30 protein-coding genes are annotated in these 23,246 nt (G+C 70.5%); 9 read left to right on the top strand and 21 right to left on the bottom strand.

Annotated features, from left to right (window positions below; translation table 11 throughout):
* Positions 1–28: 28 nt before the first annotated feature.
* The 5 genes from SNR22_RS17535 to SNR22_RS17515 form a co-directional block, all read right to left on the bottom strand.
* The gene (locus SNR22_RS17535) at positions 29–445 is read right to left on the bottom strand and encodes a CBS domain-containing protein (protein ID WP_320067654.1); all 417 of its coding nucleotides are present in this window, start codon (positions 443–445) and stop codon (positions 29–31) included.
* A gap of 79 nt (positions 446–524) precedes the next feature.
* On the bottom strand, positions 525–965 hold the full coding sequence (locus SNR22_RS17530; RefSeq protein ID WP_320067694.1) for a PPOX class F420-dependent oxidoreductase: 441 nt from the start codon (positions 963–965) through the stop codon (positions 525–527).
* Between the two features lie 144 nt (positions 966–1,109).
* Positions 1,110–2,135: an aspartate-semialdehyde dehydrogenase gene (locus SNR22_RS17525; RefSeq protein ID WP_320067653.1), complete on the bottom strand. Its 1,026-nt coding sequence runs from the start codon at positions 2,133–2,135 to the stop codon at positions 1,110–1,112.
* Positions 2,136–2,395: 260 nt separating this feature from the next.
* Positions 2,396–3,742 carry a pitrilysin family protein gene (locus SNR22_RS17520; RefSeq protein ID WP_320067652.1) on the bottom strand — a complete coding sequence of 449 codons (1,347 nt, stop codon included), beginning with the start codon at positions 3,740–3,742 and terminating at the stop codon, positions 2,396–2,398.
* Complete coding sequence (locus SNR22_RS17515; RefSeq protein ID WP_320067651.1) at positions 3,739–5,031, bottom strand: pitrilysin family protein; 1,293 nt, start codon at positions 5,029–5,031, stop codon at positions 3,739–3,741. Before SNR22_RS17515 ends, SNR22_RS17520 begins: the two co-directional genes overlap by 4 nt.
* Positions 5,032–5,218: 187 nt before the next feature.
* Here SNR22_RS17515 and SNR22_RS17510 point away from each other — a divergent pair, with 187 nt between their 5' ends.
* Positions 5,219–5,935, top strand: coding sequence for a phosphodiesterase (locus SNR22_RS17510; protein WP_320067650.1), 717 nt, complete (start codon positions 5,219–5,221; stop codon positions 5,933–5,935).
* Between the two features lie 55 nt (positions 5,936–5,990).
* Here the strand turns inward: SNR22_RS17510 and SNR22_RS17505 are convergent, their stop codons facing one another.
* Entirely contained in the window at positions 5,991–6,206 is a 216-nt protein-coding gene (locus SNR22_RS17505; protein WP_320067649.1) for a hypothetical protein, read from the bottom strand.
* A 275-nt stretch (positions 6,207–6,481) separates the two neighbouring features.
* Here SNR22_RS17505 and SNR22_RS17500 point away from each other — a divergent pair, with 275 nt between their 5' ends.
* The gene (locus SNR22_RS17500; protein WP_320067648.1) at positions 6,482–7,576 is read left to right on the top strand and encodes a 3-deoxy-7-phosphoheptulonate synthase; all 1,095 of its coding nucleotides are present in this window, start codon (positions 6,482–6,484) and stop codon (positions 7,574–7,576) included.
* Positions 7,577–7,725: 149 nt separating this feature from the next.
* Here the strand turns inward: SNR22_RS17500 and SNR22_RS17495 are convergent, their stop codons facing one another.
* The 3 genes from SNR22_RS17495 to SNR22_RS17485 form a co-directional block, all read right to left on the bottom strand.
* The gene (locus tag SNR22_RS17495; protein WP_320067693.1) at positions 7,726–7,992 is read right to left on the bottom strand and encodes a hypothetical protein; all 267 of its coding nucleotides are present in this window, start codon (positions 7,990–7,992) and stop codon (positions 7,726–7,728) included.
* A gap of 170 nt (positions 7,993–8,162) precedes the next feature.
* Positions 8,163–8,336, bottom strand: a complete 174-nt coding sequence (locus SNR22_RS17490) for a hypothetical protein (protein WP_320067647.1) — start codon at positions 8,334–8,336, stop codon at positions 8,163–8,165.
* Positions 8,337–8,633, bottom strand: coding sequence for a hypothetical protein (locus SNR22_RS17485; RefSeq protein ID WP_320067646.1), 297 nt, complete (start codon positions 8,631–8,633; stop codon positions 8,337–8,339).
* A 101-nt stretch (positions 8,634–8,734) separates the two neighbouring features.
* Between SNR22_RS17485 and SNR22_RS17480 the strand changes: the two genes are divergently transcribed.
* Positions 8,735–8,926: a hypothetical protein gene (locus SNR22_RS17480; protein WP_320067645.1), complete on the top strand. Its 192-nt coding sequence runs from the start codon at positions 8,735–8,737 to the stop codon at positions 8,924–8,926.
* A 70-nt stretch (positions 8,927–8,996) separates the two neighbouring features.
* Here SNR22_RS17480 and SNR22_RS17475 read toward each other — a convergent pair whose 3' ends face one another.
* The 4 genes from SNR22_RS17475 to SNR22_RS17460 form a co-directional block, all read right to left on the bottom strand.
* Complete coding sequence (locus SNR22_RS17475) at positions 8,997–9,197, bottom strand: YegP family protein (RefSeq protein ID WP_320067644.1); 201 nt, start codon at positions 9,195–9,197, stop codon at positions 8,997–8,999.
* 798 nt (positions 9,198–9,995) lie between these two features.
* Complete coding sequence (locus tag SNR22_RS17470) at positions 9,996–10,403, bottom strand: hypothetical protein (RefSeq protein ID WP_320067643.1); 408 nt, start codon at positions 10,401–10,403, stop codon at positions 9,996–9,998.
* A gap of 304 nt (positions 10,404–10,707) precedes the next feature.
* A complete protein-coding gene (locus SNR22_RS17465; RefSeq protein ID WP_320067642.1) occupies positions 10,708–11,193 on the bottom strand; it encodes a hypothetical protein in 486 nt (161 codons plus the stop codon).
* 205 nt (positions 11,194–11,398) lie between these two features.
* On the bottom strand, positions 11,399–11,542 hold the full coding sequence (locus SNR22_RS17460) for a hypothetical protein (RefSeq protein ID WP_320067641.1): 144 nt from the start codon (positions 11,540–11,542) through the stop codon (positions 11,399–11,401).
* Positions 11,543–11,844: 302 nt separating this feature from the next.
* On the opposite strand from SNR22_RS17460, the gene SNR22_RS17455 reads away from it, so the two are divergent.
* The 3 genes from SNR22_RS17455 to SNR22_RS17445 all read left to right on the top strand — a co-directional run bounded on the left by SNR22_RS17455 (position 11,845) and on the right by SNR22_RS17445 (position 14,669).
* Complete coding sequence (locus SNR22_RS17455; RefSeq protein WP_320067640.1) at positions 11,845–12,531, top strand: hypothetical protein; 687 nt, start codon at positions 11,845–11,847, stop codon at positions 12,529–12,531.
* A 1,620-nt stretch (positions 12,532–14,151) separates the two neighbouring features.
* Positions 14,152–14,388 carry a hypothetical protein gene (locus tag SNR22_RS17450; RefSeq protein ID WP_320067692.1) on the top strand — a complete coding sequence of 79 codons (237 nt, stop codon included), beginning with the start codon at positions 14,152–14,154 and terminating at the stop codon, positions 14,386–14,388.
* Positions 14,389–14,468: 80 nt separating this feature from the next.
* Positions 14,469–14,669: a hypothetical protein gene (locus SNR22_RS17445; protein WP_320067639.1), complete on the top strand. Its 201-nt coding sequence runs from the start codon at positions 14,469–14,471 to the stop codon at positions 14,667–14,669.
* Between the two features lie 63 nt (positions 14,670–14,732).
* Here the strand turns inward: SNR22_RS17445 and SNR22_RS17440 are convergent, their stop codons facing one another.
* From SNR22_RS17440 to SNR22_RS17430, 3 genes are read right to left on the bottom strand one after another with little or no spacing between them, the layout of a single operon-like run.
* Entirely contained in the window at positions 14,733–15,272 is a 540-nt protein-coding gene (locus tag SNR22_RS17440; protein ID WP_320067638.1) for a DUF1360 domain-containing protein, read from the bottom strand.
* 57 nt (positions 15,273–15,329) lie between these two features.
* Positions 15,330–15,665 (bottom strand): hypothetical protein, encoded by a 336-nt coding sequence (locus tag SNR22_RS17435; RefSeq protein WP_320067637.1) that lies wholly within the window; start codon positions 15,663–15,665, stop codon positions 15,330–15,332.
* Entirely contained in the window at positions 15,665–15,979 is a 315-nt protein-coding gene (locus tag SNR22_RS17430; RefSeq protein ID WP_320067636.1) for a DUF6158 family protein, read from the bottom strand. The genes SNR22_RS17435 and SNR22_RS17430 overlap by 1 nt, the downstream gene beginning before the upstream one ends.
* Positions 15,980–16,102: 123 nt before the next feature.
* Between SNR22_RS17430 and SNR22_RS17425 the strand changes: the two genes are divergently transcribed.
* Positions 16,103–16,531 (top strand): hypothetical protein, encoded by a 429-nt coding sequence (locus tag SNR22_RS17425; RefSeq protein ID WP_320067635.1) that lies wholly within the window; start codon positions 16,103–16,105, stop codon positions 16,529–16,531.
* Positions 16,532–16,582: 51 nt separating this feature from the next.
* Positions 16,583–16,909, top strand: coding sequence for a DUF3817 domain-containing protein (locus tag SNR22_RS17420; protein WP_320067634.1), 327 nt, complete (start codon positions 16,583–16,585; stop codon positions 16,907–16,909).
* Positions 16,910–16,981: 72 nt separating this feature from the next.
* On the opposite strand, the gene SNR22_RS17415 is transcribed toward SNR22_RS17420, so the two are convergent.
* Positions 16,982–17,467: a DUF6232 family protein gene (locus SNR22_RS17415; protein WP_320067633.1), complete on the bottom strand. Its 486-nt coding sequence runs from the start codon at positions 17,465–17,467 to the stop codon at positions 16,982–16,984.
* Positions 17,468–17,997: 530 nt separating this feature from the next.
* Between SNR22_RS17415 and SNR22_RS17410 the strand changes: the two genes are divergently transcribed.
* Positions 17,998–18,987: a C40 family peptidase gene (locus SNR22_RS17410; RefSeq protein WP_320067632.1), complete on the top strand. Its 990-nt coding sequence runs from the start codon at positions 17,998–18,000 to the stop codon at positions 18,985–18,987.
* An 83-nt stretch (positions 18,988–19,070) separates the two neighbouring features.
* Here the strand turns inward: SNR22_RS17410 and SNR22_RS17405 are convergent, their stop codons facing one another.
* The 4 genes from SNR22_RS17405 to SNR22_RS17390 all read right to left on the bottom strand — a co-directional run bounded on the left by SNR22_RS17405 (position 19,071) and on the right by SNR22_RS17390 (position 23,228).
* Complete coding sequence (locus SNR22_RS17405; RefSeq protein ID WP_320067691.1) at positions 19,071–20,060, bottom strand: RNA polymerase sigma factor RpoD/SigA; 990 nt, start codon at positions 20,058–20,060, stop codon at positions 19,071–19,073.
* Between the two features lie 455 nt (positions 20,061–20,515).
* Positions 20,516–21,469, bottom strand: a complete 954-nt coding sequence (gene murQ, locus SNR22_RS17400) for an N-acetylmuramic acid 6-phosphate etherase (RefSeq protein ID WP_320067631.1) — start codon at positions 21,467–21,469, stop codon at positions 20,516–20,518.
* Positions 21,466–22,380 carry a MurR/RpiR family transcriptional regulator gene (locus tag SNR22_RS17395; RefSeq protein ID WP_320067630.1) on the bottom strand — a complete coding sequence of 305 codons (915 nt, stop codon included), beginning with the start codon at positions 22,378–22,380 and terminating at the stop codon, positions 21,466–21,468. The genes murQ and SNR22_RS17395 overlap by 4 nt, the downstream gene beginning before the upstream one ends.
* Positions 22,381–22,463: 83 nt before the next feature.
* On the bottom strand, positions 22,464–23,228 hold the full coding sequence (locus tag SNR22_RS17390; protein ID WP_320067629.1) for a dTMP kinase: 765 nt from the start codon (positions 23,226–23,228) through the stop codon (positions 22,464–22,466).
* Positions 23,229–23,246 lie beyond the last annotated feature (18 nt).

The raw sequence follows: 23,246 nt of genomic DNA, 5'->3' as shown, positions 1-23,246 counted from the left end.
CGGAGGGCCGGCACGCCGCGGCGGACGGTCAGTTGTTGGGGTCGTCGGCGCTGATGTCTGCCAGCACCGACTGCGGCTCCCGCTCGACCGCGAGGTCGCCCATGGAGATCAGGCCGATCAGGCGGCCGTCCTCGATCACCGGCAGCCGACGTACGGCGTACGTGCGCATCAGGTCGGCGGCGGCCACCACGTCGTCGTGCTGGCTCACGGTGATCACGTCCCGGCTGGTGATCTCCTTGAGCCGGGTGGTGCTGGGGTTCATCTCGTCAGCCGCCCCCCGGACCGTGATGTCCCGATCCGTGACGATGCCGACCACATCGTCGCCATCGGTGACCACTACGTCGCCGATGGCTCCCTCGCGCATCTCCCGGGCCGCGGCGCTGAGCGTCTCGTTGCCGTCCATCGTCACCAACCGGGTCGTCATGAACTCTCCGACCGTTGTCATGGTGCTCCCCTTTCGGTGTCGGCACCGCCGTCTACCCGCCCACCCCGAGGGGTAACACGGGCACCCGACAGTGGGGCGGTCAGCCGCGCGGCGGCGCGCCGTAGACCCGTTCGACGTGCAGGCGCAGCACCAGCCGGCGTTCCGCGACCATGGCGCGGCGGAAGTCATCCCAGTCGGGGTGCTCACCCTGCACGGTGCGATAGAGCCCGACCAGCTCCTCGACGGTCGGGGCGTCCGGGCGGTCGGCCACCGGGGTCAGCTCGGCACGCGCCTCGGCCACCGCGTACGCCCAGCCGTCCTCGCTGCTGACGTGGAAGCTGGCCCGGGGGTCCCGGCGCAGGTTGACGGTCTTCGCCCGGCCGTCGGTCACCGAGACCCGGATCAGCGCGGCCTCCCGGTCGAAGCCGTACACCACGTTCGACAGCTGCGGCCGCCCGTCCCGCCGGATGGTCGCCAGCACGCCCAGCCAACGGCCGGCGATGAGTTCGGTCAGAGCGCGCTGGGTCTTCTCGTCCACCATGTCGGCCTCCACGTCGAATCGGTCGGGCATGTCCATCCAACCCGACGCGGGGGGCCGCCGGGCGACGCGACACTGCCCGGCCGGCCCCGGCGCAGCGCCGCTCGCGCGGCGACGAAGACCAACGCCGCTCGCCCGCCCGAGGGGTCAGCGCAGCTCGGCGGCGACCAGCTCGGCGATCTGCACGGCGTTCAGCGCGGCGCCCTTGCGCAGGTTGTCGTTGGCGCAGAACAGGGCCAGGCCGTGCTCCACCGTCTCGTCGGCGCGGATCCGACCCACGTACGTCGGGTCCTGGCCGGCGGCCAGCAGCGGGGTCGGCACGTCGGCCAGGGCCACCCCGGGCGCGCCGTCGAGCAGCTCACGGGCCCGCTGCGGGGTGACCGGCCGGGCGAACCGGGCATTGATCTGGAGCGAGTGGCCGGTGAAGACGGGGACCCGCACGCAGGTGCCGGAGACCCTCAGCCCGGGGATCTCCAGGATCTTGCGGGTCTCGTTGCGCAGCTTCTGCTCCTCGTCGGTCTCCTCGGAGCCGTCGTCGACGATCGAACCGGCGAGCGGAAGCACGTTGAACGCGATGGGCCGGGCGAACACCCTGGGTGCCGGGAACTCCACGGCCGCGCCGTCGAAGGCCAGCCCCGCAGCCTGCTCGGCGACCTTGCGGACCTGCTCGTCCAGCTCGGCGACGCCGGCCAGGCCGGCCCCGGAGACCGCCTGGTACGTCGAGACCACCAGGGCGACCAACTCCGCCTCGGCGTGCAGCGGGCGCAGCACCGGCATCGCGGCCATGGTGGTGCAGTTCGGGTTGGCGATGATGCCCTTCGGGCGGTTCGCGGCGGCGTGCGGGTTGACCTCGGCGACCACCAGCGGTACGTCCGGATCCGTCCGGAACGCCGACGAGTTGTCGATCACGACCGCGCCCGCCTCGGCCACGCGGGAGGCCAGCTCCTTCGCGGTGCCCTTGCCGGCGGAGAAGAGCACGATGTCCAGCCCGGAGTAGTCGGCGGTGGCCGCGTCCTCGACCGTCACCTCGCCGCCGCGCCACGGCAGGGCGCGCCCCGCCGACCGGGCGGAGGCGAACAACCGCACCTGCTCCGCCGGGAACTCACGCTCCGCCAGCACCTGCCGCATCACGCCACCGACCTGGCCGGTGGCCCCCACAATGCCGATCCTCATGCCCGCGAGGCTACCCAGGTCGGCGCCCCGCCCGGGAATGCTTTCCCACCGCCGGGGCCCACCACGGCGGTGGCCCACCCCACCCGGCCGGCCCCGCAACCGCAACGACGTCCCCGCCACGGGGCGTCAGCCCGGAAGATCCGAGGCGACGCCGGCCCCCGGCCGGAACATCCCCGCTTCGCGGCCGGCGGGCCCCGGCCATCCGTACGCGACGGGAATCACACCGGCCCGGCCCCGGCGAGGGGCCGGGCCGGGCGCGCTCAGGGGCGGCCGTCGACGATCTCGCCGAGGCCGGTGGCCGTCAGCTCGTCGCGAATCAGCGCGGCGTCGCCCTCGACCACGAGGGTCAGCGACTCCGGGTGGAGGTGGGTCGCGGCGGCGGCCGAGACCTGGTCGATGTCGGCGGCGAGCAGCGACTCGCGCAGCCGGGCGTGGTAGTCGTCCGGCAGGTCGTGCACGACCAGGGTGGTCAGCGCCGACGTGATCGCCCGGGGGCTCTGCAGCTCGACCGAGAGCTGACCGGCCCGCCAGGACCGGGCCACCGCCAGCTCGTCGGCGGTCACCCCGGTGACCTGGGTACGGATGATCTCCCCGACCGCCTCCACCAGGGCCGGCGCGGTCACCGCCGTCTGCACCCCGGAGCTGACCGCGAACCGGCCGAACCGGCGGGACGTGGCGAACTCCCCCCGGATGCCGTACGTGTAGCCGCGTACCTCCCGGATCAGGTGGTTCAGCCGGGAGGTGAACGCCCCGCCGAGCACGGTGCCGGCCAGCGTCATCGGCACGTGGTCGGGGTGCGCCCGGTGCGGGGACGGGTGGCCCAGCCGCAGCGTGGACTGCACCGACCCGGGCCGGTCGACCAGGATGATCCGCCGTCCGGCGCGCAGCGGCACGTCGATCGGGCCGCCCCGGTCGACGGGGCCACCGCCGGTGCCGGCGAACGCCGCCGAGCCGAGCGCCTCCAGGTCGAGCCGATCCAGGTCCCCGGCGACGATCAGGGTGCCGGGGCGGAGGAACCACTCGGAGTGGAAGACCGTGACGTCCTCGGCGTCCAGGCCCGCCACCGAGTCCGGGTCGCCGTACATCGGCCGGCCCCACCGGTTCTCCGCGCCGAACAGGTCGGCCCGCAGGGCCGCGTCGGCCCGGGGGCCCGGGTTCGCCCAGTCCATCCGCAGCGCGGTCGCCTCGTCGTCGCGGACCCGCCGCACGTCGTCGGGGTCGAGCCGGGGCGTGCGGACGGCCTCGGCGAGCAGCTCCACGGCGGCGCCCAGCCGGCCCACCGGCACCTGCACGCTGACCTGGAACGAGTCCCAGTCCAGCCCGATCACCAGCTCGGTGCCGAGCCCCTCCACGGCGAGCGCGTACGCGGTGGCGTCCCGCTGCGCGGTGCCCTCCTCCAGGGCCTTGGCCAGCACCGCGCCGAGCCCCTCCTTGCCGACCGGCTCCCGGCCGGCGCCGGCGTCGAGCAGCAGCAGCGCCACGGCCAGGTTCTGCCCGGGCAGGTGCGCGGCGACGACCTGGCCGCCGGCCACGCTGCGGCGCACCACTGACGGGAACCGGTACGGCCGGGCCAACCCCGGCCCCGGCCGGTCTGCGATCAGGCTCATGAGGTCTCCTCGGGCAGGTAGGTCAGGGTCACCCGGTCGGCGGCGCCCAGCACCTCGGCGGCCAGCTCGGCGATCTGGTCAGCGGTCACCGAGAGCCAGGAGGGCAGCCGGTCGGCGGCCTTCCTCGGGTCGCCGAACTGGGTGGTGTACCGGCCGAGGGCGTCGGCACGACCATCGACGGTGGACATCTGCCGCCACCAACCGGTGCTCAGCAACGCCTTGGCCCGGTCCAGCTCGGACGCGGTCACCGGCACGGTGGACAGCTCGTCGACCACCTCGGCGACCCCGGCGGCCAGTCGCTCGCCGGTCACCCCCGGACGGGCGGTGGCGGTGACGATCAGCGGGGCGGGGGCGTGCGCGAGGTCCACCCCGTACCCGCCCACCAGGTCCGGTTGGGCGATCCGTTCGCCGTCGGCGAGCCGCTGGTAGAGCCGGCTGCCCCGCCCGCTGCCCAGCACGGTGGCGAGGACGGTGAGCACGTCGTACTCCGGGCTGCCGAAGGGGTGGGTGCGGTGGGCGACGAAGACCCGGGGGGCGGGCACTGCGGCGATGACCGTGTCGGTCACCGGCGCACCGGTGGCGGCCACCTGCCGGCCGTCCGGCGCGGCCGGGATCGACTCCCGGGCCGGTATAGCGCCGAAGTACTTGTCGGCCAGTGCGAACACCTCGGCCGCAGTGGCGTCGCCGACCACGGTCAGCACCGCGTTGTTCGGCGCGTAGTACGTGCGGTGGAAGTCCTGGAAGGTGGCCAGGTCGGCGGCGTTCAGGTCGGCCATCGACCCGATCGTCGAGTGGTGGTACGGGTGGCCCGGCGGATAGAGCAGCGGCAGCAGTCGCAGCCAGGCGTCGCCGTACGGGACGTTCTCGTAGCGCTGGCGGCGCTCGTTCTTGACCACGTCCCGCTGGTTGTCCAGGGTCTCCTGGGTCAGCGCGGGCACCAGGCCGCCCATCCGGTCGGCCTCCAGCCAGAGCACCAGCTCCAGGTGCTCGGCCGGGACGGTCTCGAAGTAGTTGGTCCGGTCCGGGTTGGTGGTGGCGTTCAGGGAACCGCCGGCGCCCTGGACGAGCTTCATGTGCTCGGTCTTCGCCACGTTCACCGAGCCCTCGAACATCAGGTGCTCGAAGAGGTGGGCGAAACCGGTCTGCCCGTCCGGTTCGTGCCGGGAGCCCACGTCGTACCAGAGGTTCACCGCGACCGCGGGTGCGCTGCGGTCCTCGCTCACCACCACGCGCAGGCCGTTGTCCAGTCGGGTCGTTTCGATCGGCCAGGGGTAACCGCTGTCGGGCATGCTCCGACGCTATCCGATCGAGGGGTCGCACCGGTGACCCCCGGGTCGGCGCGGCGACCCGGGCCCGGACGGCTGTGGCCACCCCGGGCCGGCCCACACGCGCCAGGGCCGGTCCGGGGGCGTCGACCCGGACCGGCCGGAGGCGTCGACCGGGCATCGACGGTCGCGGGCGGGGTATCGCAGGGGCATGCCCGCCCGCCACCGCTACGCCATCGCCGCCGCGCCCGTCCTCGTCGAGCGGGCGTCCGCCGCCCTGGCCCGGCTGCGCGGCGCGCGGCTGCTGCACCCCGCCGGCCGCACCTTCGCCGGCGGGGTGACGATCTGGGGTACGCCGGGTCCGCCGACGGGAGTTGCCCTGCTGGACTCCCCGGGCCGGTTCCCGGCGACGGTCCGGTTCTCCAAGGGCATGCCGACCCCGGCGAGTTGGCCGGATGTGCTCGGGTTGGCGGTGCGCCTGCACCGGGGGGACGGGGAACGTCCCTTCGACCTGCTGGTCAGCTCCAGCGCGGCGGCACCGCTGCTGCGTCACCTGCCGCTGCCCCGGCGGCGCTTCGCGGGAACGTACAGCTCGATCATGTCGTACCGGACGGGCCACCGGCGGCTGTGGTTCGCGGCGCTGGCCGCACCCGGCTCGCCCGACCTGGGCCGCAGCCTGGCCGAGGTGGCCGAGGCGACGGCGGACGCCCCGTGGTTGGTGCTCGCGGTCGCGTCCGCCGTCGGGCGGTGGCGGCCGTTCGGGCAGGTCACCATCGGTCGGCGCGACGCCCGGGAGGACGCCGCGCTGGCCTTCGACCCGGTCGGCAACCTGCCCGCCGAGCTGCGGGCGGTGGGGCCGCTGGCCCGCTTGCGGGACGCCAGCTACCGGGGGTCCCGCCGGGCGCGCGGCGCGTCCCCCGTGTCCTGACCCCGACTTCGGGCCGACAGCCACCAGCGCGCGGTCACCCCGTCGGGCCGGCGGCTCAGTCCGGCGGCTCGATGGTGGTGACCGTCTCGTCGGAGGTGCGCTGCTCCAGCACGGCGTCGGGGGCGGCCCGCTGGTCGCCCTCCCGCATGTCGGATTCGGCGAGGATGGCCTCGGCCTGGGCCTGGGGGTCGTCGCTGCCGGCCGCCGCCTCCTCGGGCAGCAGGTGGGCGCGGGACTCGATCCGGTCGGCGTCGCTGTGATCGTGACTCATACCGACCCCTGTACCCCACGGGCCGCTCGGCGGAACGGGCCACGGACGATCGGGTCAGCCTTTCCCGTCGCGTCGGGTAGACTGCTCAGCGTGACATGGTCGTATCGATGGTTTAGGCAGCCGGCTGGAGGAGCCGGTGACTTCACCATGATTTGACGTCACTTCTCTTCGAGCCGGCCGGACAGGAACTTGAGTTCCTGTCTTTTTGCTTATGAGCAGCCGGCTCGACCTCGGGCACCGGCCCCGGGGGCACGGTCGGCGGAAGGAACCCCACCGTGACCACCCCGGAGAGCCGACGCGTCATCGACCAGCGGATCGATCACGTCGTACCGTTGACCACCCCGGCCCTGCTGCACCACCACCTCCCCCTGGACGCCACGCTCACCGAGGCCGTCCTCGACGGCCGGAGCGCGGTCGGTCGGGTGCTCGACCACGTCGACGACCGGCTGCTCGTGGTGGTCGGCCCGTGCTCGGTGCACGACCCGGCCGCCGCCCTCGACTACGCGGCCCGGCTGCGGTCCGCCGCCGACCGGGTCGCCGACGACCTGCTGATCGTCATGCGGGTGTACTTCGAGAAGCCGCGCTCGACGGTCGGCTGGAAGGGCCTGATCAACGATCCGGGGCTGGACGGCTCCGGCGACGTGAACACCGGGCTGCGCACGGCGCGGGCGCTGCTGCTGGACGTGCTGCGGCTGGGCCTGCCGGTGGGCTGCGAGTTCCTCGACCCGATCACCCCGCAGTACATCGCCGACACGGTGGCCTGGGGTGCGATCGGCGCCCGCACGGTGGAGAGCCAGGTGCACCGGCAGCTCGCCTCCGGCCTGTCCATGCCGATCGGCATGAAGAACCGCCCCGACGGCAGCATCGGCACCGCCGTGGACGCGATCCGGGCCGCCGGCGTCCCGCACGTCTTCCCCGGCATCGCCGTCTCCGGCACCCCGGCGATCATGCACACCCGGGGCAACGCCGACGGGCACCTGGTGCTGCGCGGCGGCAACGACGGGCCGAACTACGACGCGGCCTCGGTGGCCGGGGCGCTAAAGCTGCTGCGGGCGGCGGGCCTGCCGGAGCGGGTGGTGGTCGACGCGAGCCACGCCAACAGCGGAAAGGACCACCGCCGCCAGCCGCTGGTCGCCGCCGACGTGGCGGCCCAGCTCGCCGCCGGCCAGCGCGGCATCGTCGGCATCATGCTGGAGAGCTTCCTGCTCCCCGGCCGCCAGGACCTCGACCCCACCCGGGAGCTGGTGTACGGCCGCTCCGTGACCGACGCCTGCCTCGGCTGGGACACCACCGAGGAGGTCCTCGACGTGCTGGCCGCCGCCGTCCGGGCCCGCCGCGCCACGACCGTTCCCCTCACCACCTCGGCCTGAGCTGACGCCCGGCCCCGGCGGGGTGAACGGACGGGCAATTTCTGCGCCCTCGGCCACAAGCCGGGGGCGCAGACCGGGGGACGGCCGACCCCACGGATGACCTAATAACGGGCACCCATCTATACGATCGACTCCTTCCAAGACCGAGGTTAGGCCCGCGCGTTCGATCTGGACCGCCCTGGTTGCGCCGGGGCGGTTCGTCGTTGGACCACCAACCCCGCCGGTTGCACGAATATCTCCCGGCGGGCCACCGCGTCGCCCTTGGCGTCGAGCTGGTAACCGTCGAGCCAGAGCCACCCGTCGTAGGTGATCAGGTCAGTCCGAACCTTGATCAAGCGGAGCATGATTGGCTTGACGAACTGGACACTGCACGCGGCAGTGATGTGCAGGACGTCACCGGCCTTGAGGTCGATCATCGTCGCCTCAGGACCCGGAACCTGCGCCAGGCCATGACCCGGGCGCGAGCAACATTCGCTATCGGGCACCAGCCGAACGGCGAGCACTTCCAGCACCTGCTGTTCCGGTGGTAGGCGAGGCAGTATGCGGCTGCCTCAACCAGGGACGGCACCTCGCGGGCGGGTGGTCATTACCCTTCCCCCGGCCAGTTCTCCGAGCTGATCGGGATGCGGCGTCTGTCCCGGCAGGGCAGCTCGTTCCCGCACTTGCAGACGTTCCGCCACCTGATCCACGGCCGCACCGGCTTGTGCCGGCGGGCCAAGGTGAGGGCAGCCGCGACCACGTACTCCTCGTACCGGACCATCTAGTCCCACACCCCCTGCGGAAGATCCGGGACCGGCGCTATCCACTTGTCGGAGTAGTGGAACTCCTCGTCACCGGGCTTGGGCAGCCATCCGATGAACCGGCGGTGGAGAGCGGTGGCAGGAGCCCAGCCCATGTCCTGCGTGGCGGACACGAGGCGCGAGGCCAGGTAGATCGCCAGGGAGACCGGAGCGCCGTCGTACTCGGCCAGCAACTCGCGGCGGCGGGTGAGACAGGGCCAGGGTGATCCACACCCCGAGCACGTCCAGACAGGCAGAACAGGTCCGTGGTCCGTCATCGGTCCATCGCATCACGTGGGGTTGCACGAGGGCAACCCCCTAAGGCGTTGCATCACCCAGTAGCGTCTGGTGCACTACCCTGCGGCCATACCGTCAGATGGTGGAGCTGCTTGGGCTGGACGAGATCCGTGATCTCCTTGGCGGGATCAGCAAGCAGCGCGCCACGATCATCGTGGGCCGCAAGGGATTCCCCGACCCCCTCGTCACTCTGAAGATGGGCCGCGTCTGGGATGGCAAGGCCGTTCGCGGGTGGATCGCCGAGCACCGCCCCGGCCCGACTGACGAGGACTGACGCCACCGGGGCTAGAGCGCAGAGCGCCCCCGGCGCGCGAGGGATCTCGCGCCGGGGGCGCTCCGTCAGATCACCAGCGGCCGTACGAGCTGGTCACCGTCTTGTCGATGATCGGGGCCGAGGCCGCGTTGTTCTTGACCGACTGGGCGGCGCTCTGAGCGTCGCTCTTGTTGTAGTAGGTCTCCGACGTAGCGAGCACCTGGCCGTTGCTGGCGACGATCCGCCAGTAGTACCGCTGGCCACCCTGCGCGTTCAGAATCTGGAACTGCATCGTGACAACTCTCTACGCCCGCCGTCTGAGCAGCGGATGCGCGTGAGGCCGAGTCATCCGTTAACAGGAATGTGACCAGGGTCGAGACCACGGTCTAGCCACTCCAGTTGTAGAGTTCAAGTGCAGCCCGCCAAAGTTGCACTGAGCCCCGGACGGATGTCGAACCTCGGCATCTGGCCGGGGCTCTTCTCGTCTCGTTGCTCACAGTAGGGGTAGAGCTCGATGCCGTCAAGCCGAACCAGATCCGCATACTTACTAGATGTTGAGTCCGTTTAGTTTGCAGACCACGAGATGTAGTAGGAGAGAGCGCTGCACCCACGCAGGGATGATCATCACCCTCACGTTCTCCATAACGCAATGTAGTCGCCGCCAGACGACGCTGATTCAAGATCGCTTGGTGAGCAGCAGCGGTCGCCGGACCGCCAGGTCCACACCTCGCGCCCGCAGCTGAACGAAGCTCCCCCGGAACTCGATCTTCGAACGATCCTCCTGAAAGCCAGAACCCTTCCGCCCTCGACCTCGGCAACGCGTCGCGCGATACCCCCGGCCAAACGACCGGTCCACCCCCGAGAGGTCGAGCCCAAGCGTACCGCAAACCACAGAGGCCCCGCCTGCAACAGGCGTGTCAGACGCCCTCAGGGCAACGCTGACGCCCGAAATCGGCCAAGGGGTGGTCCCGGTGTACGTACACCCCCCATGAGCGCGTTGTGCGGATTGCGGGCAGACCGTCTCCAGTCCGTTACAGAGACGCGAACGCGGCCCGGTGGTGCGGGTACCAACCGACCCGCGTCACGGGCCTTACAGGATGCGACCGTCCGCCTGAGCGTCGCGGACCAGCCGGGGCAACCGGTCCTCGTCGTCCTCGGTGTCGGGAGGAATCGGTGCATCCTTCAGCCGGTCGTCTCCCTCGGCGTCTTCGGTGTATTCCCCCTCGAGGACGACGGGGGATCGCCTGGGCCTGCCATCCCAGAGCATGATCGCGGGAACCAGTGCTCCTCGGACGCGGTCCTCAGCGCTCTTGAGCTTCGCCTCAAGGTCAACGTGCGCCTTGGCCTTGCCGCGAAGCTGTTCGTAGATGAACTTACCGATGTCAGCCCGGACGCCGGCTGGCCTATCGGGGTCATTTATTAGCACGCCGAGGAGCTTCATCGCGTCGCTCGCGTGGGTCATCAGCACGTCGTGGCTCGCCTGCTTGAGCCGCTTCATCCGCTCTGCCTGGACTGCGGGGGCCAGCCAGTGGCACGCCTGCGGGCGAAGGTTCCGTCCTTGTTCCGGGGATAGCCGCGACCCAGTTCCTCTAATTCCCAACCCCCTACCGGCTTAATATGGCCTTCCTCGGCCATCATCGTGAGGTCTCGCTCCCGGTCGGTGCCATACCGGAGCCGCCGACGGATATCTTCCGGCTTTCGTGACAGTTCCCGCCTTGCCCACACCACACCTCCATTCACGCAGGTTGCGTGATCTGCGAAGGGAGGGCCAGGCGAGGTAGCCCGGCCCTCCCGGTCGTTGGTCAGTTCCCCTGCTCCTGCACCTGGCGGACGTAGTCGCCCAGCTTGCGACCAGTGCCGGCCAGGGCGGGGAACCTTCCCGTCAGGTCTGCCTCGACCTGAAACTCATGCAACGGCTTGGCATGGAGGTCAGCGAGCTGGCTGTCGTCCTCGATCAGTGACCGGTGCAAGTCGGACAGGTGTCCGTGCTCTGCGACGAAGTTCCGCATCTTGCCCTCGGCATCCTGGGGTGTGATGCGTCCCTCCTCCAGGTCCGTCTTGAGCTTCCGAAGCTCCTTCGGCCCATGCTTTCGCGCCTGATAGACCAGTTCGTCGTGAGACTCGTCGCGGGTCTCGATCCCAGCCCGATACTTCTTCTTCCTCTGGACCCGCCACTCCTTCCGAGCAGCGGCATAGGCGCGTTCCAGGATCTCCCTGTCGACGGCGTTGAGTTCCGTCCGGTCGATCTCTGCCCGCATGTCAGCGAGCCGCGTGACGTTGAGGTTCATCAGTAGCTCCCGTGTACGGAGGGCGCCTGCTGGTCGGTGTCGACGTGCGCCGTGTGGTCGGTCGGGTCGGTCTGTAGATCGCCCGGAGCTTCTCCGAGGCGGTCGGTTCGTGCGGGTACGGCTGCGGCAGTCCGGCCATACCGCCGAACTCACCCCGCGCGATCCACGAGTGAATTCAGGTGGTCGCTCACCGGCTGATGGGGGTTCACGGCTTGTTCCCCACGGCAGGCCAGCGGTTGAGGTCCCCGGCCGGTTCTCCCTGCATCCGGTACACCTGCCGAGCCTTCGCCTGCAAGATGGCGTCCTCCACCTCGCTGATCGTTCGATGGAACAGACCCAGCGCGGTCACGCGCCCCTCTTCGCCAGCCCTCTCGTGCGGCATTCTTCACCCCTTCGCTAGTCGGCAGCTTTGCTATTCCTTGTCCACCAACCAACGCACGGTTCTCGCCAAGGAATCCGAACGCCGGGAGGCAAGGCTTTTTAACCGGAACCGCTGCGCATCGGACATCGAGATATCCAGCGATACCGCGAGCTCCGGCAGTTTTCCCCGAGCGTCCATAGCACTCCTTCCGGTCCGCCGAAAAACGTTCCGGGGACAATTTTCCGGAAAAATCCAGAGTTCAGCAAAGCTGCATCGGCTACGCTACCGACGTGGACACGAAGACATGGATAGAGGGAGACCCCGAGGACCTCAAGCTCCTGGCAACCGCATTCGCCACGGGGGACGCCCAGGTGCGCGAGGAGCACGGAAGCTACTACCTCTGCTCACCGACCCTTGACATCTTCTCCTCGGCAGATTTGCCAACCGATGAAGCAGAAGAGCTACTGCGGTTAATGAACGGGATCGCCAGGTCACATGATCCGTTTTTCAACCCCGCCCGACTCAGCGGTTCAACATCTCGACGCGGAAGGACCATCGTTTTCAAGTCAGTAGAAGTTAAATGGCAGGTCAAAGCCCATGGCAGCAAAAACCCGCCACAGGACGCCCCGGCTCACTTCCTGCTGTCTAGGGAGAACTCAGATGTGGCCGATGCCGTCAAGTTGATGTCAGCCCCACGGCCCAACTGGGTTGACCTTTACAAGATCCACGAAATCGTCAGGGAGTCAATCAATCCGGCAAAAATCTCTCAGCTCGGGTGGCTCACTCCGAGGGAGGAGAGCGCCTTTACCGGGTCAGCGAATCATCCGCTAGCTTCTGGCGCAGATGCACGACACGCCCGCCTGTCGGGAGCCCGACCAAAGCGCATCATCTCGATTGACGAAGGGCAGAGCCTAATGGCCCGACTCGTGATCTCCTGGATGGATTGGTTGCTAGAACGCGACGGGATCCCCGAATAGGCACACCACAACCACCGCTATTTATTGTTTCGTTGTTATTCGGTTTTTGGGTTCGGCCAAACGAGGGGTGTACCGGTACACCCCTGGGAGTACACCCCTTTACCCCCTCAACGACACCCTTTGCGTCCCCGCACCCCGGCCCTTGACGTCGCGCACGCTGACCTTCTTCTCCTCGACCAACAGTTCGATTGCGGGCTCGAAGTAGCCCCGACGATCTGCTTTCAGCTTGCGGCGCAGCGGACCATGCAGCATCGTCCCGTCGGATTGAGCGGCAAGGGTCGCCTTCCTCGGTTGACTCGCGCCCGAACGCGAAGGGGTGGAGCAACACGACCTCGACCGGTTGCCGTCAGCGTCCGTCGTCGATCTCAGGGCCCGCCCTCTATGCACGATCGTCGCGCGCATGGCGGCGGTCGGGTACGCTGCCCATCGGGACCACCCGAGCCGCAACGGCTGGGTGCTCCCTCGGGCCTGCCTCTATTCAGAGCAACTTATTCAATGGCGGGCTACGAGAACAGCTTGATGGCGCTCTGTGCTCCGGCGACAGGGCTGCCCACTTAAATCGTATTGACTTGGTAGGTAGCACCATCAGCAAGACCTGAGACGGGAGTGCCGTCTCGGTACTGAGATCCACGATCGCCGGAACGCGGACTCAGCCAGACCAGTGTTGACGCACTGGCCGGGCTGGGTTGATGCACCCTCGCCCGACCAGGGAGGGGGTATGAAGTGAGGCTCTCGAATCTTGAGCCGTTCGTTGACGCTGGCCCGTGGGTCATGGCTGCTGCCGTCGCCGTGGTCGCTGGAAAGATCATCGTCGCAGCTTTGGCCCTTCGCGGCACCGATCCGAAAGACCGGCCACGCATCATCAAGGCCGTAGCCGAGCTGTTCCGGTGGCGTCGGTGACAGTCAGCGCTGCGTGATGTGCAGGCCAGCGGCAAGCAGCCGCAGCTCTAGCCGGACTTCCTGCTCTGCCGCGATACGCCGGACCTTGTCGCGTACGTCAGGATCTCGGATGTCTTCCAGTTCGACGGGCGGGCCGTCATCGATCTATACCCGCCGGTCATGCTTGCTCTTGTTGCAGGCTGTCCGAGCTGTCGATGTCGCCGGGTGGTCACACCCCTCCGGTGGCGGTCGTGGGGGCCGGACGGCGGAAGTCCAGCCCTTCGCGCCCTACGGCAGCGTGCACGGGCCTTCCTCGTGCGAGGGTGGTTGCAGTAGCTGTGGTTGATCTGGGGCATGGCTACCTCTGCGCCTGCATGGCGTCGCGCAGGTCGGCCAACTGCTCCCGCTCGTGCTGCTGTTCTTCAACGGGTGTGGCCGGTCGCAAGTGAGTTACCTTCGGCTCGCTCGGCTCGGGAGAGATACCAGCACGCCGACCAGGACGGCTGCCGCCGCTACGCAAACGGCGAAGTACTGGAGGACCGCGTAGTAGTACCAGGGCTGCTTCGCCTTCAACGGAGGGCTCCTTGCCGATGCCCGTTGTCGTGCCATGCGCGACCACGCCCGCCCTGAGCCGCCCCGCCCCGGACCCGGGTGACGTTTGACCGTTTCCGGCTCGGGTAGCTGACCGTCATGACCGACGACGCATCCGTGGACGACGCCGAGCTGGCAGCCGACCCGGACCTGCGCGCCGACACCGAGCCGGACGCCGAGCCGGCCGACGAGACGGACACCCGGCCGCTCGACGATCTGCTCGACGAGATCTACCACGGCCAGGAGCGGATCAGTCAGGCGGACATCTACCGCCGGGCGGTCGCCGCCGAGCTTCCCGCGGCGCTGCTCACCCGGATCGCCGCCCTCCCCGAGGGTGAGTACGCGGTGGACGAGGTGGCCGACCTGCTGGGCAGCTCGGGGGCCTGAGGGCGTCCGGGGCCGCCGGCCCACCGGACCCGATGCCACCGCCGAGGGCCCTGAGCCCGACCCACGGAGAGGACAGCGAGATGACCGATCGCGAGGACCAGCGGGGGGCACACATCCCGGCGCTTGGCGAGCCCCCGGAGGGCCTGGACACCACCCCCGAGCCCGACTTCGCCAACGAGCACGACCGCACCGCCGTCGACCGGGACATCATCACCGGCGACGAGGACGAGGAGGAGCGCGAACCGGAGTCACCACACGGCTGGTCCGGCATGCAGCGCTGAGGATGCCCGACACGGGGAAGGGGGCCGGCGCGACGCCAGCCCCCTTCCCCCGTACACCCGGTGTCAGTCCTTGTCGTGCCTGCCCTCGGCGGCCTGCTGGGCCACGGCGTAGCCCATCTGGAGGAAGTCGGAGGCCGCCACCGCGGTCAGCGCGGTGGCCACCAGCCGGGTCAGTCGGGGGGCCAGGACCAGGCCGCCGGTGAGCCCGGTGGCGACCCAGACCGCCAGGCAGAACGGGCAGCTCAGCAGCTCCCCGATGGCGTGCCGGGTGGAGCTGCCCGAGTCCCGCACCTGCTCCATCACCTCGCCCGAACCGATCGGGTGGTCGTAGCGGGTGAACGGAGCACGCAGCGGGCTGGTGACGGCGTCCTTGGACAGCAGCCGGCTTAACTTGTGGGTGGCGATGGAGAGCAGCACCACGTCCGAGGGGGCGGGGCGCTCCGGCACCGGCCGGCCCGTCGCCTTGACCAGTCCGGCGATCGTCGCGGTCACCCCGGCGTAGGTGCCCATGGCCACCAGGTAGCCGCCCAGCGGCCGGTGTTCGTGCGGCGCGTACGCCTGGCGCAGCCGCGCCACTCTCTGCTTCAGGTTGCTCTCACTCAACCCGGTCTCCTTGTTCTCTGCGCGTCCGGCACACCGGAGGCGGGTTCGTCGACCGGCTCAGCCGGCGGTCAGGTTGTCGGCCACCTCGCGGGCGAGGTTGGCCAGCGTCTCGTCGGCCAGGCCGGGGGCCGCCTGGCCGGGCGCTCCGGTGAGGTCGAGCCGGACCCGGGCGCCACCGGCGTCCGTGGCCTCCACCTGGATCTCGGCCGACCAGTCCGGGGCGGAGTCGCTGGCCCACCGGGCCCGCAACTGCTCGGCGCTGACGTCGGGGCGACTGTCGCCGTCGGCCCGAAGCGGCTGGGGAAGCCACGCGGCGGCCCGGGTCGGGTCAGTCGCCGTGCTGAACACCACCTCGGGCGGCGCGGACATGCCGCGCTCCGCGTGCGCCTGCATCACACCTCCCGCAGCCGGGCCGGGTCGACCTCGCGCCCGGGGTGCCGGGCCAGGTACTCGGTCTCCAGCTCCGCCGTGCGGCGCAGGTGGTTCGCGAGCGCCGAGTCCGCCGCGTGTCGCAGCGTGTCGAGCCGGGTGCGGTGCAGGCTCCGCACCTCGCGGATCAGGTCCTCGTCGGCGAGTTCGGCAGGGTCGACCCCCAGCACCCCGTCGTCGGCGGACGGGTCGTGGACGTGGTCGCCGTCCCACTCGGGCATCCGCTGTTCCGGGCTGGCGTCCCTCGGGTCGCCGGTCTGCCGCACTGATTCGGTCATCGTCGCCCCCCTCGTGTCGTCTGGGCTGGCGTCTAGACGGATGCCCAGACCGGCACCCACCAAACCCTCCCGTGCTACGACGCCACGTCGGAGAGCGTCCCGGACCCCGGTACCCTCGAAGCCATGAAGCGGCTCTGGACACCGGCGTGGATCGCCCGCCACGTGGCCATGGTCGCGCTGGTCGTGGGCTTCCTCGGGCTGGGCTGGTGGCAGGTCACCCGGGCCGCCGGGGGCAACTCCACGAGTTGGGGCTACGCCGTCGAGTGGCCGGTCTTCGCGGCATTCGTGGGCTACGTCTGGTGGCGTGAGCTGCGACACACCCTGCGCTCCCCTGTCGACGGCGAGCCGGTGCGCGACGGGCAGGCGAGCGACGGGCCGGCGGGTGAGGCCGTGGCCACCACACCGACGGGGGTACGCCGACCCGTGCGGGTCGCCCGGGTGCCGGTGGTGCCGGTCGGCGGCGCCGAGGACGACGACCTGACCGCCTACAACCGCTACCTGGCATGGTTGAACGCCAATCCGGGCTCCCGACCCGGCGACTATCCCGGCTGACGCCGGTTCGCGACTACCCGGCCGAGGCCGGCTTCGGAAGGACGGACGACGGTGGGCGGAGCCCTCAACCGGTATCGCGTGATCGCCTGGATCGTGGGCGTGGCGCTGGCCGTGCTGGTCCTGGTCGGCATGCCGCTGAAGTACGGATTCGACGAGCCGGCCGTGGTGGCGGTCGTCGGGACCGCGCACGGCTGGCTCTACATGCTCTATCTGGCGGCGACGTTCGACCTGTCCCGCCGGGCGGACTGGCCGTTGAAGCGGATGCTGCTGGTGATGCTCGCCGGCACGATTCCCTTCGTGTCCTTCTACGCGGAGCGGCGGGTCAGCCACTGGCTCGCTCCGGAGCCGATCCCCACCCCGGAGCCGGTAGCCGGCTGAGCCACCCGATCCCCGGAGCCGGTAGCCCGCTGAGCACCCGATCCGGACCGCCCGGCGCCGCCGTCGGCCGGGTCAACGTCCCGGGCGCCAGAACTGCGCCGCCGGGTCCGGGGCGTCACCCCGGCCACCGTGCCGCCGGCCCTCGCGGGCCCGGTGCACGGCGCGGCTGACCTCCCCGAACTGGCGCTCGTCGTCGCTGCTGAACAGCAGCACCTGGACGCCCCGGTGCCAGCCCCACAGCTCGTACGGCGGCGGACGCCAGCGGGCACCGGCCGCCGCGAGCAGCACCGGCAGCAGCCCCACCGCCCCGAGGGCCAGGTACGCCCCGGCGGTCAGCCGTTGCAGCCCGCCGGTGAAGCCGAGCAGCAGCCCCACCGCGGCGATCATGACGGCGCTCACCCCCACGGCCCGGACGGCGAGGCGGTCGTGCGGGCCCCGGGTGACGTGCAGGTGGGTCAGGTCGGAGATCGGCCAGCTGGTGCGGCCGACGGTGAACCGGTCGGTCGTGACGACGATGCCGGGTCGGGCGTAGAGCAGGGCGGGGGGCACCGGGGTCACCCTGGGTGGCTGGCTGGGGCGGGTAGCGGAACCCTCTCGGATCACGGCTGTCTCCCACGGCTGGGGCGCCGGGCGCGGTTCCCGTGGGGAGCTGTCGACGGGATTCCCGGCTTCCGCTCCATTCTGTTGCCATCGGGCCAGCCCAGGCCCGGTATTTTTCTGCGCATTGCGGCCACTCGCGGCCCCGACGGCGGCGCAACGTCGGACCAATTCCGCCTTGTCCGGCTAATTACCCCTCGCGTCAGACAGCATTCGCCCAAAACGACGAAAGCCATGTAACCCCTGATCGACGTATTCCACGCCATCCACCCGACATGGCCGTCACAAGCCCCTCACGTAACGTGTTTTTACCTCGCGACACTTCCGGCCGTTTCACCACTTTCGCCCCTACTTCACCTGCGGGTAACTCCCGCACCGGGTTAGGTTGGGCGGGCCGGACCGGTTGGCGGCCGTCCACCCGGACAGCCCCGGGCCGGCGTCGCCGCGGCGTCCGACGCCCCGGCGGCTGGTGGGAGAGGAGCCCTTCGCTCTTGTCGTTCCTCAGGAATTCGCTGCGTGCACTGGCGGCGGCCGGTCTCGCGGCCGCGCTGATCGCCCCGGCGTCGGCGGCTCGGGCCGAACCGTCACCGGCCGAGCTCACGCAGCGGATCGAGAAGTCCTCGACCGAGCTGGAACGGGTCGTCGAGTCCTACAACAAGCTCAACGAGGACATCAAGGCGAACAAGGCCGCCGCAGCGAAGCTGGCGGCCAAGATCGGGCCACTGGAGGCAGAGACCGAGCAGACCCGGGCGGACGTCGGCGAGATTGCCGTCACCGCGTACAAGACGGGCCGGCTGGACACCACGAACGCGCTGCTGAGTCCGGGCGGGCCGAGCGATCTCCTCGCCCGGTTGGACGCCCTCGACCGGCTCACCCGACAGCGCCAGCAGCGCATCGCCAGCTTCACCGACAGCCAGCGCCGGCTGCTCGACCGGAAGGCCCAGCTCGACGCGACATTGGCGCAACAGGCCGCGCAGTCGAAGCAGCTCGCCGCCGGCAAGAAGAAGATCGAGAAGGATCTGGCCGAGCTCTACGAAATGCGCCGGCAGGCGTACGGGCGGGCCACCGAGCCGGCCGCGCCGAAGGCGAAGTCGCCGTCGGGCGGCGGCTCCGCAGAGCAGGCACCCGCCGTCTCCGGCCGGGCCGGCACGGCGGTCCGGTACGCGTACGGTGCCCTCGGCAAGCCCTACGTCTGGGCCGCCGACGGCCCGAACGGGTACGACTGCTCGGGCCTGACCTCCGCCGCCTGGCGGGCGGCCGGCAAGTCGCTGCCACACAACACGAAAATGCAGTGGGGCAAGGTCAGCCACATCAGCCGCAGCGAGTTGCGCCCGGGCGACCTGGTCTTCTACAGCAGCCTCGGGCACGTGGCCCTCTATGTGGGCGGCGGTCAGGTGATCCACGCGCCGACCTTCGGTCGCAACGTGGAGAAGCGGGACGTCGACCTGATGAAGCCCTACGGGTACGGCCGGGTTCGCTGACGGGTTCGGCCCCCGCAGCACGGCGAACGGCCGGCGTCCCCCACCACTGTGGGACGCCGGCCGTTCGGCCTTCTGTCATCGGCTCAGGCGGCCTGCAACCCCTCCGCGCGGGCGAGCTCGCGCAGCCGGCCCAGGGCCTGGATCTCCAACTGCCGGATCCGCTCCCGGGAGAGCGAGAACCGCGATGCGACCTCGGTCAGCGAGTGCTCCCGCCCGTCCTCGAGGCCGTACCGGGCCCGCATGATGCCGGCCGACCGGTCGTCGAGGTGGTTGAGCAGGCCCTCGATGCGCTGCCGCTCCAGGCCGGTGAGGACGATGTCCTCCGGCGACGGGGCGTCGCTGTCGGCGACCAGGTCGCCGAGTTTGGTGTCGCCGTCGTCGCCGATCGGGGTGTCCAGCGACACGGTGTCCTGCGACCAGCGGACCAGCTCCCTGACCCGCTCGACGGTGACGCCGAGGGCACCGGCGATCTGCTCCGGCTCGGGATCGCCGCCCAGCTCACGGGTGAGCTGCCGGGTGACGTTCCGCATCCGGTTGACGTCCTCGACGAGGTGCACCGGGAGCCGCACGGTGCGCTCCTGCTGGGCGATCGCCCGGCTGATCGCCTGGCGGATCCACCACGTCGCATAGGTGGAGAACTTGAAGCCCCGCTCGTAGTCGAACTTCTCGACCGCCCGAACCAGGCCGGTGTTGCCCTCCTGGATCAGGTCGAGCATGGGCATGCCCGAGCGCACGTAACGCCGGGCGATGGAGACGACCAGCCGCAGGTTGGCGCGGATGAAGAGGTCCTTCGCCCGATCGCCGTCCGCGACCACCCGCTCCAGCTCGTCCCGGTCGACACCGTCGGGAAAGCGGCCGGTGTCGAGCAGGTGCTCGGCGTAGAGGCCAGCCTCGATCGCCTTGGAGAGGTCGACCTCCGTGGCGGCGTCCAGCAGCGGCGTCCGGGAGATCTCGTGAAGGTAGACTCCGACGAGGTCGCGCTCCTCGGCCCCCTCGTCGGTTCGCATGCCGATGTTCTTGTCCACGTTGCCCACGGTCCCCTCGCTCGCGCCGGTTGCCCGGTTCCTTGCCATCCCCACGTCCATCAGCCCTCCCCCGTGACTTCCGTTGTGCCCACCGGTGTTCGCCTGACACCTGCACAACAGTTGAGACGTGTCGGGGATTCCATGTCGTGAGTCGAAAGTGTCACGAATGCCTGAGTAGTAGCTGAGAGCACGGTCCACGTTTGCTGTCAGCACCCGCCGGGTGGCTCGCCGCTGGGCACCACGTACGGGTCGGTGGATCACCCGAACACGGCCCGCCCGAAGATGGCATCACCAACCGGCCCGGGCGCACAGCGACCCGCGTCACCGCTTCGCTGCGATCCTGGTCACCGATGGATACGCACCGGCGGACCACTCGGTTCATCCATGGACACGGAATACCCTCGCCCCGGTTGAACAATCCGTGGCCGGGCGTGAAGTCCCATTTGCCGCCACAAGGTGACCAGCGTCACCGGGCGACGCGGGCCCGACGGCGCAGCCGCGACTCAGGTGGCGAGCAGGGCCAGGGCGCCACGGACCTGGTCGGCGGAGCGGGCCAGGGCCGCCCGGGCGGCGGGCACCTCGACACCGGAGACCAACGACACCAGGGCGGTCTTCAGGTCACCGTCGGCCTCGTGCAGGGCCCGCCGGCAGATCTCCTCGGCGCAGCCGGTGGCCTCCATCAGGATCGAGATCATCCGGCCGCGCAGCTTGGCGTTGGTGGCCACCATGTCGATCATGAGGTTCGAGTAGACCCGACCCAACCGCACCATCACGGCGGTGGAGAACGTGTTGAGCACCAGTTTCTGCGCGGTGCCCGCCTTCATCCTGGTCGACCCGGTCACCACCTCGGGGCCGGTGTCCACGCCGATGAAGACGTCGACCGACGAGGCGGCCTCCGCCTCCGGGTTGGCGCAGAGCAGCACGGTCGAGGCCCCCTGCGCCCGGGACGCGGCGAGCGCCCCGAGAACGTACGGGGTGCGCCCGCTGGCAGCCAGCCCGACGACCAGGTCGCCGGCGGTGACGCAGTCGGTCGCCTCGGCCAACCCGTTGCGCTGGTCGTCCTCGGCGTCCTCGACGGCCCGCCACATCGCCTCCGGGCCGCCGGCGAGGTGGGAGCAGAACCAGTGCCGGGGCGAGTTGAAGGTGGGGGCCAGCTCGGCGGCGTCGAGCACCCCGAGCCGCCCTGAGGTGCCGGCGCCGAAGTAGTGCACCCGGCGACCGCCGCGCAGCGCGGCGACCGCTAGGTCGACAGTGGCGGCGATCTCGTCGAGGACCGCCGCGACGGCGGCGGGCACCCGGCGGTCCGCCTCGTTGATCACGGTCAGCACGTCCCGGGTGGACATCAGGTCGAGGTCGACGCTGAGCGGATTGCGCCGCTCGGTCGGCGCGCCGACCCGGACCACCGGGCGGGCCGGGCCGGCGGTCACCTCGCCGGGCTCGACGCGGCCGGCGGTCACGCCCGCCTCCGGGTGGCACCGATCCGGTGGGTCCGCACCGCTGCGGCGGTGACCTCCAGCGCCTTGCGGGTCCGTGTCCGGTTGCGGGCGGCCACGCCGACGAAGAGGCAGTCGACCACGGTGAGCTGGGCCAGCCTGCTGGCCATCGCACCGGAACGGTAGGTGGTCTCCCGGGCCGCCGTGGTGAGCACGAAGTCGGCGACGTCGGTGATCGGCGAGCGGGGGAAGTTGGTCAGCGTAACCGTTGCCGCGCCCTGGGATCGGGCCTGCTCCAGCACCTCGATCACGTCGGAGGTGGTGCCGGTGTGCGAGATGCCCACCGCGACGTCACCCTTGCCGAGCAGGGCCGCCGAGGTGAGCGCGGTGTGCACGTCAGGGAAGTAGAACGCCGTCCGGCCGATGCGGTGCAGCTTCTGCTGGAAGTCGGAGGCGACGAAGCCGCTGGCGCCCGCTCCGTACACCTCGATCCGGCTGGCACCGACTATCGCCTCGACGACCTGCTCGCAGATGGCGGGGTCGAGCTGCTCGGCCGTCTCCTCGACGGCCCGCGCGTCGTTGAAGGCGATGGTGGCGATGATCTGGGCCAGGTCGGCGCCAGGCGGGATGTCGCCGCCGACCACCCGGGCGTCCGGCGGCTCGATCCGGCGGGCCGCCTCGGCGGCGAGCCGGATCCGAAGCTGCGGATAGCCGCTCATGCCGACCGAGCGGCAGAACCGGATGACGGTCGCCTCGGATGTCTCGGCTGCGGTGGCGAGGTCGGTGATGGTGCGCCGGGCGGCGTCCGCCGGGTCGGCGACCACCAGCCGGGCAACCCGCTGCTCGGCGGGCGACAGCGAGGGGAGCAGGCCGCTGATGTGGACGATCAGCCCGCCCGGCTCACGACTCGCAGAAATCTTCGGACTCTTCGCCACGGATGAAACTTACTTTCATGAGGCATGACCGTCAACCATCGCCCCACTTATCGGTAAAAAAGTGTTACTCGCGTTCATCAGTGTTACGCGCGAATTGCCATTTCCGCAGAGCCCGACGCTTCCTCGGCGGTCCGGCCCCCGCCGGACGGCCAAGGACGGGCCTGCGCCCGCACCAACTGCTTTCCCTTCCCCCACGGCCCCCCGGTCGCCCTTCCCGCCGGCAGCCAGCTGGCCAGGTGCTCCCGGATCTGCCGGGAGACCTCCTCCGGCGGACGCCCCGCATCGACCACCACGAAGGTCGGGAACTCGGGCAGCGTCCGGTACGCGGTGTCGGCGGCGCTCAGCCAGCCCATGGTCTCGTGGTCGGTGCCGCGCCGCTCGATCCGCCGGTATGCCTCCGCCGGGTCGACGGTGAGCAGGAAGGTTACCTGCGGCGGCGGGAAGATCCGGTAGCCGGCCCGGGCGAGCCGCTCCCAGCGCTGCCCCCCGTGCGCCCGGATGCTGGCGTACTGGCAGGCCGAGTAGCGGTCCATCACGGCCGTGCGGCCGGTGACCACGCAGCTCAGCAGCGCCGCCGCGATCGCCAGCCAGCGCAGCACGGACTCGACGGCGAGCAGGCCGCGCCGGCCGACCAGCCGTTCGGCGTCGGGGCGGCCGAGCCGTTGGGCGAGGCGGCTGAGCCAGCGGCGGCCCCCCGCGTTGCGGTGGTAGGTCGCCGGGCGTCCGGCGGCGGTGAGCGCCTCGGCGAGGTGATGGGCCTGGGTGGTCTTGCCCGATCCGTCGATGCCGATCAGGGCGACGGCGCGCAGTCGGGCCTTGCCGCGCCGTTCCTGTCGTGATCTGGCCACCTCACCCAGGCTACGGGA

Source organism: Micromonospora sp. RTGN7 (assembly GCF_033804645.1).
GTDB lineage: Bacteria > Actinomycetota > Actinomycetes > Mycobacteriales > Micromonosporaceae > Micromonospora.
Note: the sequence above shows the minus strand (reverse complement) of the source record. Positions and strands in the feature narration are given on the sequence as shown.

Excerpts from the sequence above, each read along its gene's own strand:
- SNR22_RS17465 (WP_320067642.1), bottom strand. The coding sequence starts at position 11,193 with ATGAACCTCAACGTCACGCGGCTCGCTGACATGCGGGCAGAGATCGAC.
- SNR22_RS17530 (WP_320067694.1), bottom strand. The coding sequence starts at position 965 with ATGGTGGACGAGAAGACCCAGCGCGCTCTGACCGAACTCATCGCCGGC.
- SNR22_RS17505 (WP_320067649.1), bottom strand. The coding sequence starts at position 6,206 with ATGAGTCACGATCACAGCGACGCCGACCGGATCGAGTCCCGCGCCCAC.
- SNR22_RS17485 (WP_320067646.1), bottom strand. The coding sequence starts at position 8,633 with ATGACGGACCACGGACCTGTTCTGCCTGTCTGGACGTGCTCGGGGTGT.
- SNR22_RS17405 (WP_320067691.1), bottom strand. The coding sequence starts at position 20,060 with ATGGCAAGGAACCGGGCAACCGGCGCGAGCGAGGGGACCGTGGGCAAC.
- SNR22_RS17430 (WP_320067636.1), bottom strand. The coding sequence starts at position 15,979 with ATGACCGAATCAGTGCGGCAGACCGGCGACCCGAGGGACGCCAGCCCG.
- SNR22_RS17520 (WP_320067652.1), bottom strand. The coding sequence starts at position 3,742 with ATGAGCCTGATCGCAGACCGGCCGGGGCCGGGGTTGGCCCGGCCGTAC.
- SNR22_RS17525 (WP_320067653.1), bottom strand. The coding sequence starts at position 2,135 with ATGAGGATCGGCATTGTGGGGGCCACCGGCCAGGTCGGTGGCGTGATG.
- SNR22_RS17510 (WP_320067650.1), top strand. The coding sequence starts at position 5,219 with ATGCCCGCCCGCCACCGCTACGCCATCGCCGCCGCGCCCGTCCTCGTC.
- SNR22_RS17435 (WP_320067637.1), bottom strand. The coding sequence starts at position 15,665 with ATGCAGGCGCACGCGGAGCGCGGCATGTCCGCGCCGCCCGAGGTGGTG.
- SNR22_RS17495 (WP_320067693.1), bottom strand. The coding sequence starts at position 7,992 with ATGATCGACCTCAAGGCCGGTGACGTCCTGCACATCACTGCCGCGTGC.
- SNR22_RS17425 (WP_320067635.1), top strand. The coding sequence starts at position 16,103 with ATGAAGCGGCTCTGGACACCGGCGTGGATCGCCCGCCACGTGGCCATG.
- SNR22_RS17470 (WP_320067643.1), bottom strand. The coding sequence starts at position 10,403 with ATGAAGCGGCTCAAGCAGGCGAGCCACGACGTGCTGATGACCCACGCG.
- SNR22_RS17490 (WP_320067647.1), bottom strand. The coding sequence starts at position 8,336 with ATGGTCCGGTACGAGGAGTACGTGGTCGCGGCTGCCCTCACCTTGGCC.
- SNR22_RS17515 (WP_320067651.1), bottom strand. The coding sequence starts at position 5,031 with ATGCCCGACAGCGGTTACCCCTGGCCGATCGAAACGACCCGACTGGAC.
- SNR22_RS17445 (WP_320067639.1), top strand. The coding sequence starts at position 14,469 with ATGACCGATCGCGAGGACCAGCGGGGGGCACACATCCCGGCGCTTGGC.
- SNR22_RS17535 (WP_320067654.1), bottom strand. The coding sequence starts at position 445 with ATGACAACGGTCGGAGAGTTCATGACGACCCGGTTGGTGACGATGGAC.
- SNR22_RS17475 (WP_320067644.1), bottom strand. The coding sequence starts at position 9,197 with ATGCAGTTCCAGATTCTGAACGCGCAGGGTGGCCAGCGGTACTACTGG.